We start from the raw sequence: 15,423 nt of genomic DNA on the forward strand, positions 1-15,423 counted from the left end.
GTCTCGATGCAGGAGAGCGGCCCGGTAGTCCGAGCTGCCGCCGGCGGTGTGCCGTGCGATCTGGTGACCGTGCCCGTGCGCCAAGGCCTGGAGGCGGTGGACATCCTGCGGCTGCGGGACGGCCTCGGTCCGGTGCTGTGCGACGGAGCGGGCGACACCCTCGGCTTCCTCGTACCGCCGGGCACAGCCGCGTGCTGGGATCTGCCCGGCAGCTCCTGCACCCAGACCCCCGGACGTCCCCGGACGGCCGCGCAGGAACTCCCCGCACCGGACGCCGGGTGGCTCGTGCCGCCCGAGGGCGCCTTCGGGGTGGCCACGGACGCGTCGCTGCTGCGTGCCGCGCTCGGTGAGGCGGCCCGCACGATCAAGGCCGCCGACAGCTGCGGCTGAGATCAGCGTCGAGGCGCGGCTGCCGCGGACGATCCCCGCGCCGTCCGGCGTCTGCCCCGGGGTGAGGGCCCGCTGACGGACGGCCCACCACGCCGGACACCGCGCCCGTTCGGCGATACTGGCCGGGTGGCGAGGAGCAACCGGGGCGATACCGGAAAGGGCGGCGGCCAGGAGCGCGGCGGCCGGGGGCGCCGGGCACGGCAGGCGTTGACGGAGCGCGTCGGCGGCGGAACCGCCGAACTGCGGCCCGATCCCGACCGCGCGGACGGCTGGACGCTGTTCCTCGACGGCGCCCCGCAGTCCTACGTCGACCTCGCCGATCCGGAGTACCTCGGGTTCGACTACCAGCGCAGGATCGGCCACGTCATCGACGCCGCCGCCCCGCCCGGACGTCCGCTGCACGTGCTACACCTCGGCGGGGGTGCCCTCACCCTCGCCCGCTACGTCGCGGCGACCCGGCCGCGCTCCACGCAGCAGGTTTTCGAGCGGGACACCGACTTGACGCAACTCGTCCGCGACGCACTGCCGTTGGAGCGCGGCTGGCGCATCCGGGTACGCGGCGGCGACGCCCGCGAGGGGCTGGGGAAGATTCCCGGGCAGTGGGCGGACCTCGTCGTCGCCGACGTCTTCAGCGGTGCCCGCACCCCCGCCCATCTCACGAGCGCCGAGTTCCTCCAGGAGGTGGGCCGGGTGCTGGCGCCCGGCGGGCTGTACGTGGCGAACATCGCCGACGGGCCGGGCTCCTCCGGCGCGGGGGAACAGGCCGGTGCCGGGGGGAAGCGCCCTCCGCTTGCGCATCTCCGTTCCCAAGTGGCAACCGTGCGGGCCTCGTTCACGCATGCCGCACTGATCGGCGAGCCGGCGGTGCTGCGCGGGCGCCGGTTCGGCAACGGAATTTTGGTCGGCGCGGACGGTGAGCTGCCGTACGCCGAGCTCACGCGCCGCGCCGCGGCGGACCCCAGGTCGGCGAGGGTCGAACACGGCGCCGCGCTGGAGCAGTTCGCCGCGGGAGCCGCGGTCGTCACGGACGCGACGGCTCTCCCCTCGCCCGCGCCGCCGGAGGGCGTCTTCGACTGAGCCGGCTGACGGGACCGGAGGCGGACGGGCGGTGCTCCCGGCCCGGGAGACGCGCGGTACGCGCACGACCGCTCGCCCTCCCCGACTCCCTTGCGTACGCCGCGACTTCAGTCCCGCGGATCAGCCGGAGCTCAGCCCTGGAAGGTCTCGATGCGCGGCGGCCCGTCGTCCCACCGGCAGAACACGGAGTGGGAGGGGGAGCCGTGCTTGGAGAAGGTCACCCGGATCCACGTGGTGTCCTTGAAGACCTGCGTGTCCCAGCCGTCGTCCGGGGTCGCCGAGACGAGCGTCGCGTAGTCGTCCTTCATGTCGAACACGGCGCGTCCGCCCGGGACATCGGTGCCGCGTACATCTCCCTCGGGCGCCGGCTGCTCGGTCTCCGGGGGCTGCGGCTGCGGTTTTCCGGTGCCGCCGGTAGCGCTCGGGGAGGGCTTCTCGGGCGGCTTCGGGGACTGCGAACCCGAGGGCGGCGGCGAGGAACGCGAAGGCGGGGGCTCCGGCTCCTGGGTGCCGGGCGCACCGGGGCGGGCCGTCGACGCCTCGTCGGACAGGGGCAACGTGCGCGGCGGGTCGTACTCCGTCCCGGCGAGGACCGTGTGCACCCCGAACCAGGACAGTGTCACCGCCGCGCTCGTGGCCAGAAACCACGCTGCCGCGTGCACCAGTGGTCGTCCCATCCCGGTCACCATAGCGCTGTCCGGTTCACTCGGAAGGAGGATGGCGTAACGTGCCGCCATGGCTCGTGTGCTCGTGGTCGAGGACGACCAGTTCGTCCGCTCCGCTCTGATCCGGCACCTCACCGACGCCTCGCACGCGGTGCGCAGCGTCGGTACGGCACTTGAGGCCCTGCGCGAGGTGGCGCAGGTCGGATTCGACGTCGTCATCCTCGACCTGGGCCTTCCCGACCTCGACGGATCAGAGGCCCTGAAGATGCTGCGCGGCATCACCGACGTACCGGTGATCATCGCCACCGCGCGCGACAACGAGAACGAGATCGTCCGGCTGCTCAACGACGGTGCGGACGACTACCTCGTCAAGCCCTTCTCCGTCGAGCACCTTTCGGCCCGCATGTCGGCCGTGCTGCGCCGCTCGCGGGGAGGAGGGGCGGGGAACGGATCCGGCCATGGTGACAACGCCGGGGTGCTGCGGGTGGGCGGGCTCGTCATCGATCCGCTGCGCCGGCAGGCCGAGCTGGACGGGACGCTGCTGGACCTGACCCGGCGCGAGTTCGACCTGCTGGCCTTCCTCGCCGCACGTCCGGGCGTCGTGGTGGCCCGCAAGGACCTGCTCGCCCAGGTCTGGCAGCAGTCCTACGGGGACGACCAGACGATCGACGTTCATCTCTCCTGGCTGCGGCGGAAGTTGGGCGAGACCGCCGCGCGGCCCCGCTACCTGCACACGCTTCGCGGAGTCGGCGTGAAGCTGGAAGCGCCGAGGGAGCGGCAGCCATGAGGAAGGAACAGCGGGCATGAGATGGGCACTGGTGAAGGTGTGCCTCGCCGTCACCGCCATGGTGGTGATCGCCTTCGCCGTGCCTCTCGCGATGGTGGTGAAGGAGACGGCGCGGGACCGCGCGTACTCCAACGCCGAGCGGCAGGCCGCCACGGTGGGGCCGGTGCTCGCGATCACCACGGACAAGCAGCAGCTGGAGATCGCGGTCGCCAGCACGGAGGCGGGCGGTGACGGGCGGATCGCCGTCCACGTGCCGACGTCCTCGAAGCAGACCGCCACCGGAGAGGCCGGGAGGCCGCCCGTCGAGATCGGCAGGCAGCGGGCCACCGACGAGCAGGTGGCCACGGCACGCCGCAAGGGGCGCGCCTCCACGGTCCAGGTGCCCGGCGGCTACACGCTGCTGCGGCCGACGGCCGTGGCGAGTGGCGAGTTCGCCGTGGTGGAGGTGTTCATCTCCAACGAGGAGGTCACCCACGGTGTGACCACCTCCTGGCTGATCATCGCGGGCGTCGGGATCGCGCTGATCCTGGGCTCGGTGGCCGTCGCGGACAGGCTGGGGACGCTGATGGTGCGTCCCGCGGGGCGTCTGGCCGCCGCCGCCCGCTCACTCGGCGAGGGCCGCCTCGGCGTGCGGGTCCAGGAGGAAGGGCCCCGCGAACTGCGGAGCGCAGCCGTGGCGTTCAATGCCATGGCCGACCAGGTCGTACAACTCCTCGCAAACGAGCGCGAGTTGGCCGCAGACCTCTCGCACCGGCTGCGTACGCCGCTGACCGTGCTCCGTCTCAACGCGGCCTCGCTCGGCGACGGCGACGCCGCGGCGCACACGCGCGAGGCCGTCGCGAAGCTGGAGAGCGAGGTCGACCAGATCATCAGCACCGCGCGCGAACAGCGGGAGCAGCGCGCCCAGTCGACGGGCGGACTGGAGTCCGCCGCCTGCGACGCGGCGGAGGTGATACGCGACCGCATGTCCTTCTGGTCCGCGCTGGCCGAGGACGAGGGCCGCGAGGCGCGCCTGGCCGGTGTGGAGCACCCCGTACGGGTGCCGGTGGCCCGGGCCGAGTTCGCCGCCGCGCTCGACGCGATGCTCGGCAACGTCTTCCGGCACACCCCCGAGGGGACGGCCTTCTCCGTCGACGTGCACCACGGCGGTTCCGCCAGCAACTCGGTGATCGTGCTGGTCTCGGACGCCGGCCCCGGCATCGCCGACCCGGACGCGGCACTGCTGCGCGGCCACGGCGACGGCAAGCCCGGTTCGACGGGGCTGGGCCTGGACATCGTGCGCAGGGTGGCCGAGTCGACTGGCGGCGACGTGCGGATCGGCCCCTCGGTGCTCGGGGGTACGGAAGTGCGCGTGTGGCTGACGCTGAACGGGGCCGGCGAGGAGACGGGCAGGCGCCGCGGGCGCCGCAAGTCGGAGCGGCGGCTGAGGTATTCGCCGCGGCGCAGCACGACGACGTGACCGCGGGCGGACGGAAGGCCGGCCGGCGGACGGGTGTTCAGGTGCCGATGACCGAACGGGAGGCGCCCCAGCGGATATTGACGATCTGTGGCGGCTCCTTCACCCTGCCGCTCCCGCCCTTCCCTAACCAGGCCATTTCCGTGGCTTAAGCGTGGCTCAAGTCCGCTGACCCGCGTCCGGTACGAGGGAATTGCCCGAGTCGCCGTCGCTAGCTTGCTCCTCGTCCGAGTCCCACCCACCCCCCACACGAGGCGGTCGAGGATGACTTACGAGGCAGCATCAGCACACTCCCGGCGCGGCAGACGCCGCATCGGTCGCATCAGGTTCGCGGCGTCGGTGGTGTCCGTCGCCGTCATGGTCCTCGGCTCCGCGCTGACGACCACCGGCACCGCCAGTGCCGCAGGGGCGGACCATGGGGGAGTGCAACCCGCGGGTGGCACAGGCGGGAGCCCCGCGGCAGCGGGCGCGTTCACGCCGTACGTCGACGTCTCCCTCGAACCCTCCTACGACCTCCTCGGGAACGCAGGGGAGACGGGGGTGAAGGAGTACAACCTCGCCTTCGTCACCTCCGGCGGCGGCTGCACGCCCAAGTGGGGCGGGACGCAGGAACTGGGCGACAACGCCGTGGCGCGGCAGGTGGAGGAGCTGCGTGCCATGGGCGGCGACGTAAGGATCTCCTTCGGCGGCGCGGCAGGCTCCGAACTCGGCCTGGTGTGCGGCTCCGCCGAAGAGCTGGCGAGGGCGTACGGGGAGGTCGTCGAGGCGTTCGACTTGACGAAGGCGGACTTCGACATCGAGGGCGCCGCCCTGCCCGACACCGCCGCGAACACCCGCCGCGCCCAGGCCATCGCACAACTCCAGCAACAGCACCCGGACTTGGACGTCTCCTTCACCCTGCCGGTGCTTCCCGAGGGCCTGACACCGGAGGGCACCGCGCTGCTGGAGGACGCGGCGGCGAACGGCGTCGACGTCTCCGCCGTCAACATCATGGCGATGGACTACGGGCCCTCCTACGACGGCGACATGGGCGAGTACGCCCTGGAGGCCGCCACCGCGACCCAGGCGCAGGTGAAGGCGGCGCTGGGGATCGAGGACGACGCCGAGGCGTGGCGGACGGTCGCGGTCACCCCGATGATCGGCGTGAACGACGTCGTGGTGGAGGTCTTCACGCCCGAAGACGCCGCCGAGGTCGCGCAGTTCGCCCGGGAGAAGGGCCTGGCGTGGCTGTCGATGTGGTCGGCCACCCGCGACAAGCCCTGCCCCGGAGGGCCCAAGGACGAGGCGGACGCGACCTGTTCGAGCATCGAGCAGGGAGAGAACGACTTCACGAGAGCCTTCACGGGCTGATCCGCCGTCGCGGTCCGCGGCCCTGATCCCGTGCTTCCGCCGGTCCTCAGGGCCGCCCGCCAGCGGGCCCCCGGTCAGGGTGGGGCGCAGACCTTCCCCCCACACCCCTGCGCCCCACCCGTCCTCCCTCCCCGGCCGGAGCGGCCCCGTGCCGGACATGCCGCCCGGCACGGGGGCCTACGCCCGCCCGCGTTCACACCCCTCCCGGGGTCACAGGGCCGGAAGCCGCCCCGTACGGGCCACGTCCGCGTACCAGTGCGCGCTGGACTTGGGCGTGCGCACCTGGGTGGCGAAGTCGACGTGGACGATGCCGAACCGCTTCCCGTACCCGTACGCCCACTCGAAGTTGTCCATCAGCGACCACAGGAAGTAGCCGCGCACGTCCACCCCCTCCTCCACAGCGCGGTGCACGGCGGCGAGGTGTTCGTGGACGTAGGCGATGCGGTCCGGGTCGTGCACCCGGCCCTCGCTGTCCGGCTCGTCGGCGTAGGCAGCACCGTTCTCCGTGATGTAGAGGGGTACTCCCGGGGCCTCGCGGTGGAAGCGGTGCAGCAGCTCGGTGAGTCCGCCGGAGTCGATGCTCCAGCCCATCGCCGTCTGCTCGCCCGGCGGCTGGTGGAAGGCGACGACGCGGTCGGCGCCCGGCCAGGGCGAGTGCTCGCTCGCGCCGTGCCCGTCGCGGCGCTCCGGGGCGGGACCGTCCTCGTCGGGCTCGACCGCCGAAACCACCGACGGGGTGTAGTAGTTGACGCAGATGCCGTCCAGCGGCTGGTGCGCGGCGGCCAGATCGCCGTCCTGCACGAAGGACCAGTCGGTGATCCGGGCGGTGTCGGCGAGGAGGTCCTCGTCGTAACGGCCGTGCAGCATGGGCCCGGTGAAGACGCGCGTCGCGAGTGCGTCGATGCGGCGGGCGGCGTCCCGGTCCTCCGCGGAGTCCGAACGGGGGCGTACGGCTGCGGGGTTGAGGCTGATCATCACCTCGGCGGACGCCGGGAGGACGTCCCGCAGCGACTGAGTGGCCAGGCCGTGCGCCAGGTTGAGGTGGTGTGCGGCGCGCAGCGCGTCGGCGGGGTCCGTGCGGCCGGGGGCGTGGACGCCCGAGCCGTACCCCAGGAACGCGCTGCACCAGGGCTCGTTGAGGGTGGTCCACAGCTTTATCCGGTCGCCGAGCGCGTCGGCGACGAGGCGGGCGTAGTCGGCGAAGCGGAGCGCCGTGTCGCGCTCCGGCCAGCCGCCGGCGTCCTCCAGCTCCTGCGGGAGGTCCCAGTGGTAGAGGGTGAGGACGGGGGTGATGCCGGCCTCCAGCAGTTCGTCCGTGAGGGAGCGGTAGAAGTCGAGGCCCCGCTGCTCGGCCGGGCCCCGCCCGGTGGGCTGCACCCGGGACCAGGAGACGGAGAACCGGTAACCGCCCAGTCCCAGCTGGGACATGAGCGCGACGTCGTCGCGGAAGCGGTGGTAGTGGTCGCAGGCTACGTCGCCTGTGTCGCCGCCCTCGGTGCGGCCGGGGGTGTGCGAGAAGGTGTCCCAGATCGAGGGGGTCCGCCCGTCCTCCGCGGCCGCGCCTTCGATCTGGTACGAGGAGGTCGACGAGCCCCACATGAAGCCCGGTGGGAAGCGGAGATCCGCCACGGCCGCTCCGGCCGCGGGGGAGAGGCCGTCCGGGGGTTGTGGAGAGGGCTGCGGGGCGGCGTCGGGGGACAGGGGGGACATGGTCATGGAAGCGCTCCCATTCGAGGACGTGAAGAGGTGCGGGTCGGTGGGGTGAGGCCACATCGGGACGGGCGGGCAGGAGCCGTAGGTGGCGGGCCGCGGCCGGCGGCGGGTCGCCCCGGGCTCCTGAGAGCCCGGACCCCGCCGCCGGGACGGGTCAGGACAGGCCCTAGCCCTTCACCGCGCCCTGCATGATGCCGCCGACGATCTGCTTGCCGAACAGGGCGAAGGCGATGAGCAGCGGCAGAGTTCCCAGGAACGCTCCCGCCATGATCACGGACTCGTCCGGGATGTAGCCCCGGCCCAGTCCGGTCAGCGCCACCTGCACGGTCGGGTTGTCCTGGGTGAGTGCGATGACCGGCCAGAAGAACTCGTTCCAGGCCATCACGAACGTCAGCATCCCCAGCACCGCCATCGCGGGCCGGGCCACCGGGAAGACGATGTGCCACACGACGCGGAGACTGTGCGCGCCGTCCACCCGGGCCGCTTCGATGAGTTCGGTGGGAAGGGCGTTGACGAGGTACTGCCGCATGAAGAACACCCCGAACGCGCTCACCATCAACGGCAGGATCACCGCCTGCAGCTGGTTCGCCCACTCCAGCTTCGCCACCGCCATGTACAGCGGCACCACGCTGAGTTGGGGCGGCACCATCATCGTGCCGATCACCGTCAGCAGCAGCGCGTTCCTGGCGCGGAAGCGCAGCTTCGCGAAGGCGTATCCGGCGAGCGTGGCGAAGACGACCGTGCTGACGGCGACGGTGCCGGCCACCACGAAGGTGTTCAGCAGCGCCTTGCCCATGTTGGCGTCGTTCCACGCGGTGGTCATGTTCGGGATGAGGTTCGACCCGAACCAGAAGGGCGGCGGAGTCTCCGCCAGCCGCTGGTTGTCGCGGGACGCGGCGATCGCCGTCCACACCAGCGGGAAGAGCGAGCCGAGCGTGAAGAGCGAGAGGACCGCGTAGGTCAGCCGCCCCGCGTGCAGATGCCTGCCCGCCGTGCCCGCCCTCTTCGTCGTGGCGGTCCTGCCGCCCCGCCCGCCGGACGGGCCCTCGCCCGGTGCGGGTGCGCCCTGCGCCGCGCCGGGGCCCGTGAGCGGTTCCGGCGTCTGGTCCCGTGTGTCCGTCTGCACCGTGCCGACCTCCCTCATTGGCTCGAGCTCCTCTGCAGGCGCCTGGCGATCAGCCAGTTGGCGAGGCCGATGACCAGCAGGATCAGGAACATCGTCCAGGCGATGGCGGAGGCCCGGCCGAGGTGGAAGTTGAACCAGCCCTGCTCGTACAGGTAGAGCCCCAGCGTCTGGTACTGGTGCGATCCGCCGCCCGTCTGGGAGCCCCCGAACAGCAGGGGCTCACCGAAGAGCTGGGTCGCTCCGATGGTGGAGACGACGACAGTGAAGAGGATCGTCGGCCGCAGCGAGGGGATCGTCACGTGCCAGAACTGCTGCCACCGCGAGGCCCCGTCGAGGGCCGCCGACTCGTACAGGTCGTCGGGTACGGCCTGCATGGCGGCGAGGTAGATGAGCGTGTTGTAGCCCGTCCAGCGCCAGATCACGATGCTCGACACCGCGATCTGCGACGTCAGCGTGCCGTTCTCCCAGTCGACGTGATCGAAACCGGCCAGCCCCAGCGCCCAGTTGATCATCCCGTAGTCCCGCCCGAAGAGCAGCGCGAAGACGAGGGTCGCCGCGGCGACCGAGGTCGCGTACGGGGTGAGCATGACCACGCGGAAGAACATCGAGCCGCGCAGCCGGTAGTTGAGCAGGTGGGCCAGGCCGAGCGCCATCGCCAGCTGGGGCACCGTCGAGAGGACGCCGATCGTGGCGGTGTTGCGCAGGGCGTTCCAGAAGAACTCGTCCTCCCACAGTCGGGAGAAGTTGTGCAGGCCCGCCCACTCCATGTGCGTGGGGTCGTGCAGCGAGACGTTGTGCAGCGACGCCCAGCCCGTGTACAGCAGCGGGAACAGGCCGAAGGCGGCGAAGAACAGGAAGAAGGGGGCGATGAAGGCGTACGGGCTCCACCGGGCGTCCCGGCGGTAGCGGCGGCTGCGGCGCTCCTCGGCGCGGCTGCCGCCGCCACTCGCGGCGGGACGGACCGGCGGCTTCCCCGAGCCGGTCGCGGGCTCAGTCCTCGACAGCGTCATCGATCTTCTTCACCGCCGCGTTCCAGCCCTCCTCGGGCGACTTGCCCTGCTGCTCGACCTGGAGAATGCCGATGTTGCCGATGTTCTCCTGGATGAGCTGGTCCTTCGGGCCGAGCACGGCCGTCGGTATGTCCTTCGCGGCATCGGAGAAGATCTCGCCGATGGGCGCGTCGTCGAAGTACTCGTGTTCCGCGTCCGCGACGGCAGGAAGCGAGAGCGCCTTGCTCGAACTGGGGAAGCTGGCCTGCTTCTCGAACAGCTTCGCCTGCTGCTCCGGCGCGGTCAGCCACTTGGCCAGCTTGACGGCCTCGTCCTTGTTCTTCGCGTGCTCCGGGACGGTCAGGAACGAGCCGCCCCAGTTGGCGGGCCGGGGCGGTGCTGCCACGTCCCAGGCGTCGGCGCCCTTCGGGCCGGACTTCTCCTTGATGTAGCCGAGCATCCAGGGCGGGCAGATGACGGAGGCGAAGGTGCCGTTGGCGTACGCCTGGTCCCACGCCTTGTCGAACTGCTTGAGCTTGCCGGTCATCTTGCCCTCGACGGCCTGCATCGCCAGGTCCCAGGACTTCTCGACGGCTTCGCTCTTCTTGTAGATCAGCTTGCCGTCCCGGTCGTAGTTCTTGACGGCGTAGCTGGAGACCGACCCGTTGTAGAGGCCCGCGGCGGCGTCCGTGAAGGCCGTGCCCTTCGGGGCGTCCTTCATGTAGTCCTCGCCCGTCTCCACGTACTTGGCCCAGTCGCCGGCCCACAGTTCGGCGACGTCCTTGCGGTCGGTGGGCAGCCCGGCCTTCTTGAACAGGTCCTTGCGGTAGCACACGCCCATGGGGCCGATGTCCGTGCCGAGGCCGACGACCTTGCCGTTCTCCGCTTTCGCCTGGTCCCATTTCCAGGGCAGCCAGGCGGACTTGTCGACGCCCTCCGCCTTCGCCATGTCGACGAACTTGTCCGAGTGGAGGTTCGCGACCTCGTTGATGTTGCCGACCTCGACGGCCTGGATGTCGCTCAGACCGCTGTTCGCCGTGAGGTGGTTGAGCAGCGCGGGGTAGTAGTCCTCGTTCCGCTCCGTCGAGTTCTCCTTGATCTTGATGCCGGGATTGAGCTTCTCGTACTCGTCGTAGAGCCCGGCCTGCTTGTACCCGAAGACGCCGAAGACCCCGACGGAGACGACGGTCTTGCCGTCCGCGCTCGTCCCCGAGCCGCTGCCCCCGCCGTCCTGCGCGCAGCCCGCGAGGAGACCCGCGGCGAGCACGGCGGCGAGCCCTGAGGCGGTGAGGCGCCGGGAACCCGGGCGGTGCCGCAGGTGGCTGGTGCGGTGGAGCGGGGAAGTGTTCCTGCTGGTGTGCATGGCTGTGCCATCCCCTCCCGTACTTACGGGCTGTGAAGGGAGCGGCTATCATGGGAGCGCTCCCATACTTGATGAGTTGAAGAGTCCACGAGAGGTGGCGGGGTGTCAAGGGATACGGCGGCAACGTGCCCCGTACCTCGTGTAGTTGAATGATCCGAGCCGGGCGGGCCGCAGCAGCAGTGGCGGCGGCCGTCACGGCGGGGGCCCGACCAGGGAGGGGAGGCATCGATGGCGGCAGCCCACCTCGGACGCACGTCCCGTTCCGCGGGCGGGGGAAGGCCCAGGCCGACCCTCGAACAGGTCGCCGCGCGCGCGGGTGTCGGCAGGGGCACCGTTTCCCGTGTCATCAACGGTTCGCCGAGTGTCAGCGACCGCACGCGGGCGGCGGTCGAGGCGGCCGTGGCCGAACTCGGCTACGTGCCCAACGGCGCCGCCCGCGCGCTGGCCGCCGGGAGCGCCGACGCCGTCGCGCTCGTCGTGCCCGAGACCGAGACCAAGCTCTTCGCGGAGCCGTACTTCTCCGGCATCCTGCGCGGCGTCAGCGCCGAACTCGCCGACAGCTCCATGCAGTTGCTCCTCACCCTCATCCGGGACGAGCACGAGCGGGACCGCTTCGCGCAGTACGCGGCGGCCCGCCGCGTCGACGGCGTGCTTCTCGTCTCCGTCCACGCCGACGACCCGCTGCCCGACCAGCTCGTCGAGTCGGGGATGCCCGCGGTGCTGGGCGGCAGGCGCAGCGGCACCGAGACCGTGCCCTACGTCGACTCGGACAACGTGGACGGCGCGCAGATCGCCGTCGAGCACCTGATCGGCCGTGGCCGCCGTGCCGTCGCCACGATCACCGGCCCGCTCGACATGTACGTGGCCCAGTGCCGCCTCGAGGGCCACCGTGCCGCGCTGCGAGCCGCCGGGCGTGAGGAAGACGAACGGCTCGTCGCGCACGGCGACTTCACCGAGGAGGGCGGCAAACGCGCGATGCGCGAGCTGCTGGAGCGGGCTCCCGAGGTGGACGCCGTCTTCTGCGCCTCCGACCTGATGGCGTCCGGTGCCCGGCTGGCGCTGCGCGAAGCCGGCCGCGGCGTCCCGGCCGACGTGGCGCTCGTCGGCTTCGACGACTCGGCGGTCGCCCGCCACATGGACCCTCCGCTGACCAGCGTCCGGCAGCCCATCGAGGAGATGGGACGTGCGATGGTGCGGACGCTGCTGGGGCTGATGGCGCGGGAGCGGGACTCCGTATCCGGCGGGGCCGGCGGGGTCGGCGGGACCGGTGGAGGCGGGATCAATGCGGCCGGTGGGACCGGCGGGACAACCGCGCAGGCCGTGCGGCGCGCGGCCGCGGGCTCCGTGGTGCTCCCCACCGAACTGGTGCGGCGCGGTTCGTCCTGAGCCGGGCCCGGCGGCCGAACCGCCGCCGCGGTAGCGGCCGGAAGCCTGCCCCTGAATGTGACGGGGAGTGAGTCGGTCACCCCTCCGGACAACTCCCGCGTGCGGCACCCCCGGTGCTGCCCTTTGCTGCCTGGTATGACCTCAGACACGCGACGTGAGCCGGGTACCGTCCGCCGAATACTGACAGGAGCAGTCGCCGCGGCCGTGTCCATATGCGGCTTCGCGGGCACCGCGCCGGCCGGCGGCAGCCGCGGAGCGGAACCGGTGGCCCACGAGGCCGCAAGCGCCCGCAAGGGACAGCAGGCGCCGAGCGAGCCCGCTGTCGACGACTACTCACGCCCGATCTCCCGAGCCGCCCCCGTGACGGCCAGGTGGGGAGTTCCCGGCGGCTGGGCGGCAGGCCATCACACAGGCGTCGACTTCGCCGCTTCCCCGGGAACGGTCGTGCGATCGGTGGGGACAGGGCGGGTCGAACTCGCGGGGGAGGCGGGATCGTACGGGAAGGCCGTGATCGTCCATATGAAGGACGGCAAGCACGTCCTGTTCGCCCATCTGTCGAAGATCACGGTCCGGCTGGGACGTGTCGTGCGCGCGAACACCGTGCTCGGCGAATCCGGCAACACCGGGCGGTCGACGGGACCGCATCTGCACTTCGAAGTACGTGCTCAGCGGGGCTACGGCACCGAGGTCGACCCCGTCACGTACCTGGCTCGGCACGGCGTCCGGATCGCCTAGGGCGCGGGACCGCGGCGAGCCAGTAAGAGGTCCCCACCGGAGAGGTGTCCCGGTGGGGACCTTGCCACGGAGCGCACTGCCGAGCGGTGCGAGGAGGGGATGCCGGGGAGCGTCGCGCTTCAGTCACGTCCGGAGGTCGCGCTGCGTGCGACTGTCGACATGAGTGTGCCGATGACCAGGCCGATCACCAGATAGACGCCCGCGGTGCCGCCTTTCGCCTCCCAGCTCGCCGTCGAGTTGAACGGCGCCAGCATCGCCGCCGCCGTCCCGAGCGCGATGATCCAGGCGAGGAACCGGCCGGGCTGCGGTGTCGCCAGCAGCAGCAGATGCAGTACCGCCGTGGCCGCCAGCGCGGCCAGGGCCGCGCCGAGGGCCAGGGGCCACGTCGAGGCGGCGACCAGCATCCCCTCGGTCTCGGGTGCGAAGACCGGGATGTCGAGCACTCCGCGTACGAGCAGCATCGCCACGGCGGCCGCGAGCGCCGCGACGAGCGCGACGGCGGTGCCGCCCGCCCACAGGCGTACGGCGCTGAAGCGCCGGTGTGCGCTGCGCGGCGGGCGCCGGTCGTGGTTGTAGCCGTTGGTGCCGCGCTCCGTCACGGGGCCCGAGTACGGATCGGGGTACTGCTTCGTCGGCCCGTAGCCCGGAACCGGGTCGAAACGTTCGAACGGCCCGTCGTGGTCTCCGCCCCCGGCCGGCCCTGGGGACCCGCCCTGGCGGCCCGTACCACCCGCATGTGCGCCGCCCGGCCCCCCGGCGGGGCGGCGCGGCTGCCGTTCCCCCTGCCCCCGCGGGTCCTCCGGCTCCTGCGGATCCTGCGGGCCGTACGGGCCGTGTGTACCTGCCATCGGTGTCGCGTCCTCTCCTGGGCCTCCCCGGACCACCGCCGGTTCCCTCAGGCTCGGTCCGCGCGACGGCGCCCGCATCTCCAGTCCGGCGGCGGTGAGCCGACGGCGGCGCCCCTCACCCGCGCGGCGGTACCCCGAATCGGACGACGGCCGGGCACCCTGCGGGACGCGCCCGGCTCCCGCGGATCGTCCACCCGTCCGATCCGGGGGCGGGGCGACGAGGACGGTCCTTCGACGGCGCACTCTCCCCGCACTCGGGGAAAGGCCCCACCTCGCCGCGACCGCGGACCTCGTACGCAGGCTCCCCGACGGGGAGTTGGAGTTCTGCGCGGCCGCCGGCCCGCGCCCGGCACCCCCAGGGGATTCGCGAGCACGACCCTTGCGCGAAGCGAGCGCGCGGCTGACCTTCGCCCCGGCGTCGGCGGGCCGACACCGCCTCCGGGGCCGTGGCGCGCTCCCATTGCCGTTGACCGAACGCCCGGGGACTCCGGCCACCACCACGGGCCGCCGACGGCAGGGCCCGCCCGCCCCCGGCGCGACCGGCCCTCGGCGGGGGTAGCGCGCTCCCGTCCCTGCGCGGACGCTCCCCGCCTCCACGCGGGTACCCGGTGCCGCTCAGGGCGGGGGCGGGCCGGGAGGGCGCCGCCCCTCTGCGTCGGCCCGGGGACGACCACGGGCGGCGGGGCCGCACACGCGACAAGGCCCCCGCCCGGGAATCCGGGCGAGGGCCTTGATCTTCGAGGGTGAATGACGGGACTTGAACCCGCGACATCCTGGACCACAACCAGGTGCTCTACCACCTGAGCTACATCCACCACGGTCCGGCGCGCTTCTCACCGGCCGAGAAAGAGTGTACAGGGTCGGCCGGGATGCTTGCGCACGGGTTTACGGGGGGCCGCACACGTCCCGGTCAGGAGGCCGGGGGCACCACGTGCTTGGCGGCGACCTTCTTGGCGGTGTCGGAGTCGGGACCCGGCGGCGGAACGAAGACCGCCTCCCGGTAGTAGCGCAGCTCCGCGATGGACTCCCGGATGTCGGCCAGAGCCCGGTGGTTGCCGTTCTTCGGCGGGCTGTTGAAGTAGGCGCGCGGGTACCAGCGCCTGGCCAGCTCCTTGACGGAGGAGACGTCCACGATGCGGTAGTGGAGGTGCGTCTCCAGCTCCGCCATGTCGCGGGCGAGGAAGCCGCGGTCGGTGCCCACCGAGTTGCCGCAGAGCGGGGCACGGCCGGCTTCCGGCGCGTGCTCGCGCACGTACGCCAGCACCTGCTTCTCGGCCTCGGCGAGCGTCGTGCCCTCGTCGAGCTCGTCCAGGAGGCCGGAGGCGATGTGCATCTCGCGGACCACCTCCGGCATCGAGGCGAGCGCACGTGCCGGAGGCCGGATCACCACGTCCACGCCCTCGCCGAGTACGTTCAGCTCCGAGTCGGTGACCAGGGCGGCCACTTCGATGAGCGCGTCGTCGGCCAGCGAGAGGCCGGTCATCTCGCAGTCGATCCACACCATGCGGTCATTCATGCGCTTCACCCTACGTCGACAC

At 72.1% G+C, this 15,423-nt stretch carries 14 protein-coding genes and 1 tRNA gene; 7 read left to right on the forward strand and 8 right to left on the reverse strand.

The genetic code is table 11. The features are described from left to right. The first annotated feature begins 6 nt into the window (after positions 1-6). Positions 7-390, forward strand: a complete 384-nt coding sequence (locus tag IEY56_RS08835) for a hypothetical protein (protein ID WP_045866718.1) — start codon at positions 7-9, stop codon at positions 388-390. Between the two features lie 126 nt (positions 391-516). Beyond that, the gene (locus IEY56_RS08840; RefSeq protein WP_189036578.1) at positions 517-1,467 is read left to right on the forward strand and encodes a spermidine synthase; all 951 of its coding nucleotides are present in this window, start codon (positions 517-519) and stop codon (positions 1,465-1,467) included. Positions 1,468-1,598: 131 nt separating this feature from the next. Here the strand turns inward: IEY56_RS08840 and IEY56_RS08845 are convergent, their stop codons facing one another. Next, positions 1,599-2,144: a hypothetical protein gene (locus IEY56_RS08845; protein ID WP_189036579.1), complete on the reverse strand. Its 546-nt coding sequence runs from the start codon at positions 2,142-2,144 to the stop codon at positions 1,599-1,601. 58 nt (positions 2,145-2,202) lie between these two features. Here IEY56_RS08845 and IEY56_RS08850 point away from each other — a divergent pair, with 58 nt between their 5' ends. From IEY56_RS08850 to IEY56_RS08860, 3 genes are all read left to right on the forward strand, one after another. Beyond that, complete coding sequence (locus IEY56_RS08850) at positions 2,203-2,919, forward strand: response regulator transcription factor (protein WP_074468041.1); 717 nt, start codon at positions 2,203-2,205, stop codon at positions 2,917-2,919. A 16-nt stretch (positions 2,920-2,935) separates the two neighbouring features. Further along, entirely contained in the window at positions 2,936-4,378 is a 1,443-nt protein-coding gene (locus IEY56_RS08855) for a HAMP domain-containing sensor histidine kinase (RefSeq protein WP_189036580.1), read from the forward strand. 261 nt (positions 4,379-4,639) lie between these two features. Next, entirely contained in the window at positions 4,640-5,725 is a 1,086-nt protein-coding gene (locus IEY56_RS08860) for a chitinase (protein WP_189036581.1), read from the forward strand. Positions 5,726-5,935: 210 nt separating this feature from the next. Here IEY56_RS08860 and IEY56_RS08865 read toward each other — a convergent pair whose 3' ends face one another. The 4 genes from IEY56_RS08865 to IEY56_RS08880 all read right to left on the reverse strand — a co-directional run bounded on the left by IEY56_RS08865 (position 5,936) and on the right by IEY56_RS08880 (position 10,916). Next, the gene (locus IEY56_RS08865) at positions 5,936-7,441 is read right to left on the reverse strand and encodes a glycoside hydrolase family 1 protein (RefSeq protein WP_189036582.1); all 1,506 of its coding nucleotides are present in this window, start codon (positions 7,439-7,441) and stop codon (positions 5,936-5,938) included. A gap of 163 nt (positions 7,442-7,604) precedes the next feature. Continuing rightward, positions 7,605-8,582 (reverse strand): carbohydrate ABC transporter permease, encoded by a 978-nt coding sequence (locus IEY56_RS08870; RefSeq protein WP_189036583.1) that lies wholly within the window; start codon positions 8,580-8,582, stop codon positions 7,605-7,607. After that, positions 8,579-9,574 (reverse strand): carbohydrate ABC transporter permease, encoded by a 996-nt coding sequence (locus tag IEY56_RS08875; RefSeq protein ID WP_189036584.1) that lies wholly within the window; start codon positions 9,572-9,574, stop codon positions 8,579-8,581. Before IEY56_RS08875 ends, IEY56_RS08870 begins: the two co-directional genes overlap by 4 nt. Then, positions 9,555-10,916: an ABC transporter substrate-binding protein gene (locus IEY56_RS08880; protein WP_189036585.1), complete on the reverse strand. Its 1,362-nt coding sequence runs from the start codon at positions 10,914-10,916 to the stop codon at positions 9,555-9,557. Before IEY56_RS08880 ends, IEY56_RS08875 begins: the two co-directional genes overlap by 20 nt. 228 nt (positions 10,917-11,144) lie before the next feature. Here IEY56_RS08880 and IEY56_RS08885 point away from each other — a divergent pair, with 228 nt between their 5' ends. After that, positions 11,145-12,302, forward strand: coding sequence for a LacI family DNA-binding transcriptional regulator (locus IEY56_RS08885; RefSeq protein ID WP_189036586.1), 1,158 nt, complete (start codon positions 11,145-11,147; stop codon positions 12,300-12,302). Between the two features lie 204 nt (positions 12,303-12,506). Continuing rightward, positions 12,507-13,037, forward strand: coding sequence for a M23 family metallopeptidase (locus tag IEY56_RS08890; RefSeq protein WP_229711729.1), 531 nt, complete (start codon positions 12,507-12,509; stop codon positions 13,035-13,037). A gap of 119 nt (positions 13,038-13,156) precedes the next feature. Here the strand turns inward: IEY56_RS08890 and IEY56_RS28335 are convergent, their stop codons facing one another. From IEY56_RS28335 to orn, 3 genes are all read right to left on the reverse strand, one after another. After that, positions 13,157-13,885 (reverse strand): DUF6069 family protein, encoded by a 729-nt coding sequence (locus IEY56_RS28335; protein WP_229711730.1) that lies wholly within the window; start codon positions 13,883-13,885, stop codon positions 13,157-13,159. Positions 13,886-14,627: 742 nt separating this feature from the next. After that, a tRNA-His gene (locus IEY56_RS08900) sits at positions 14,628-14,700 on the reverse strand. A gap of 95 nt (positions 14,701-14,795) precedes the next feature. Further along, positions 14,796-15,401 carry an oligoribonuclease gene (orn, locus tag IEY56_RS08905; RefSeq protein WP_189036588.1) on the reverse strand — a complete coding sequence of 202 codons (606 nt, stop codon included), beginning with the start codon at positions 15,399-15,401 and terminating at the stop codon, positions 14,796-14,798. Positions 15,402-15,423 lie beyond the last annotated feature (22 nt).

The sequence above is a fragment of the Streptomyces daqingensis genome (assembly GCF_014645895.1).
Lineage (GTDB): Bacteria > Actinomycetota > Actinomycetes > Streptomycetales > Streptomycetaceae > Streptomyces > Streptomyces daqingensis.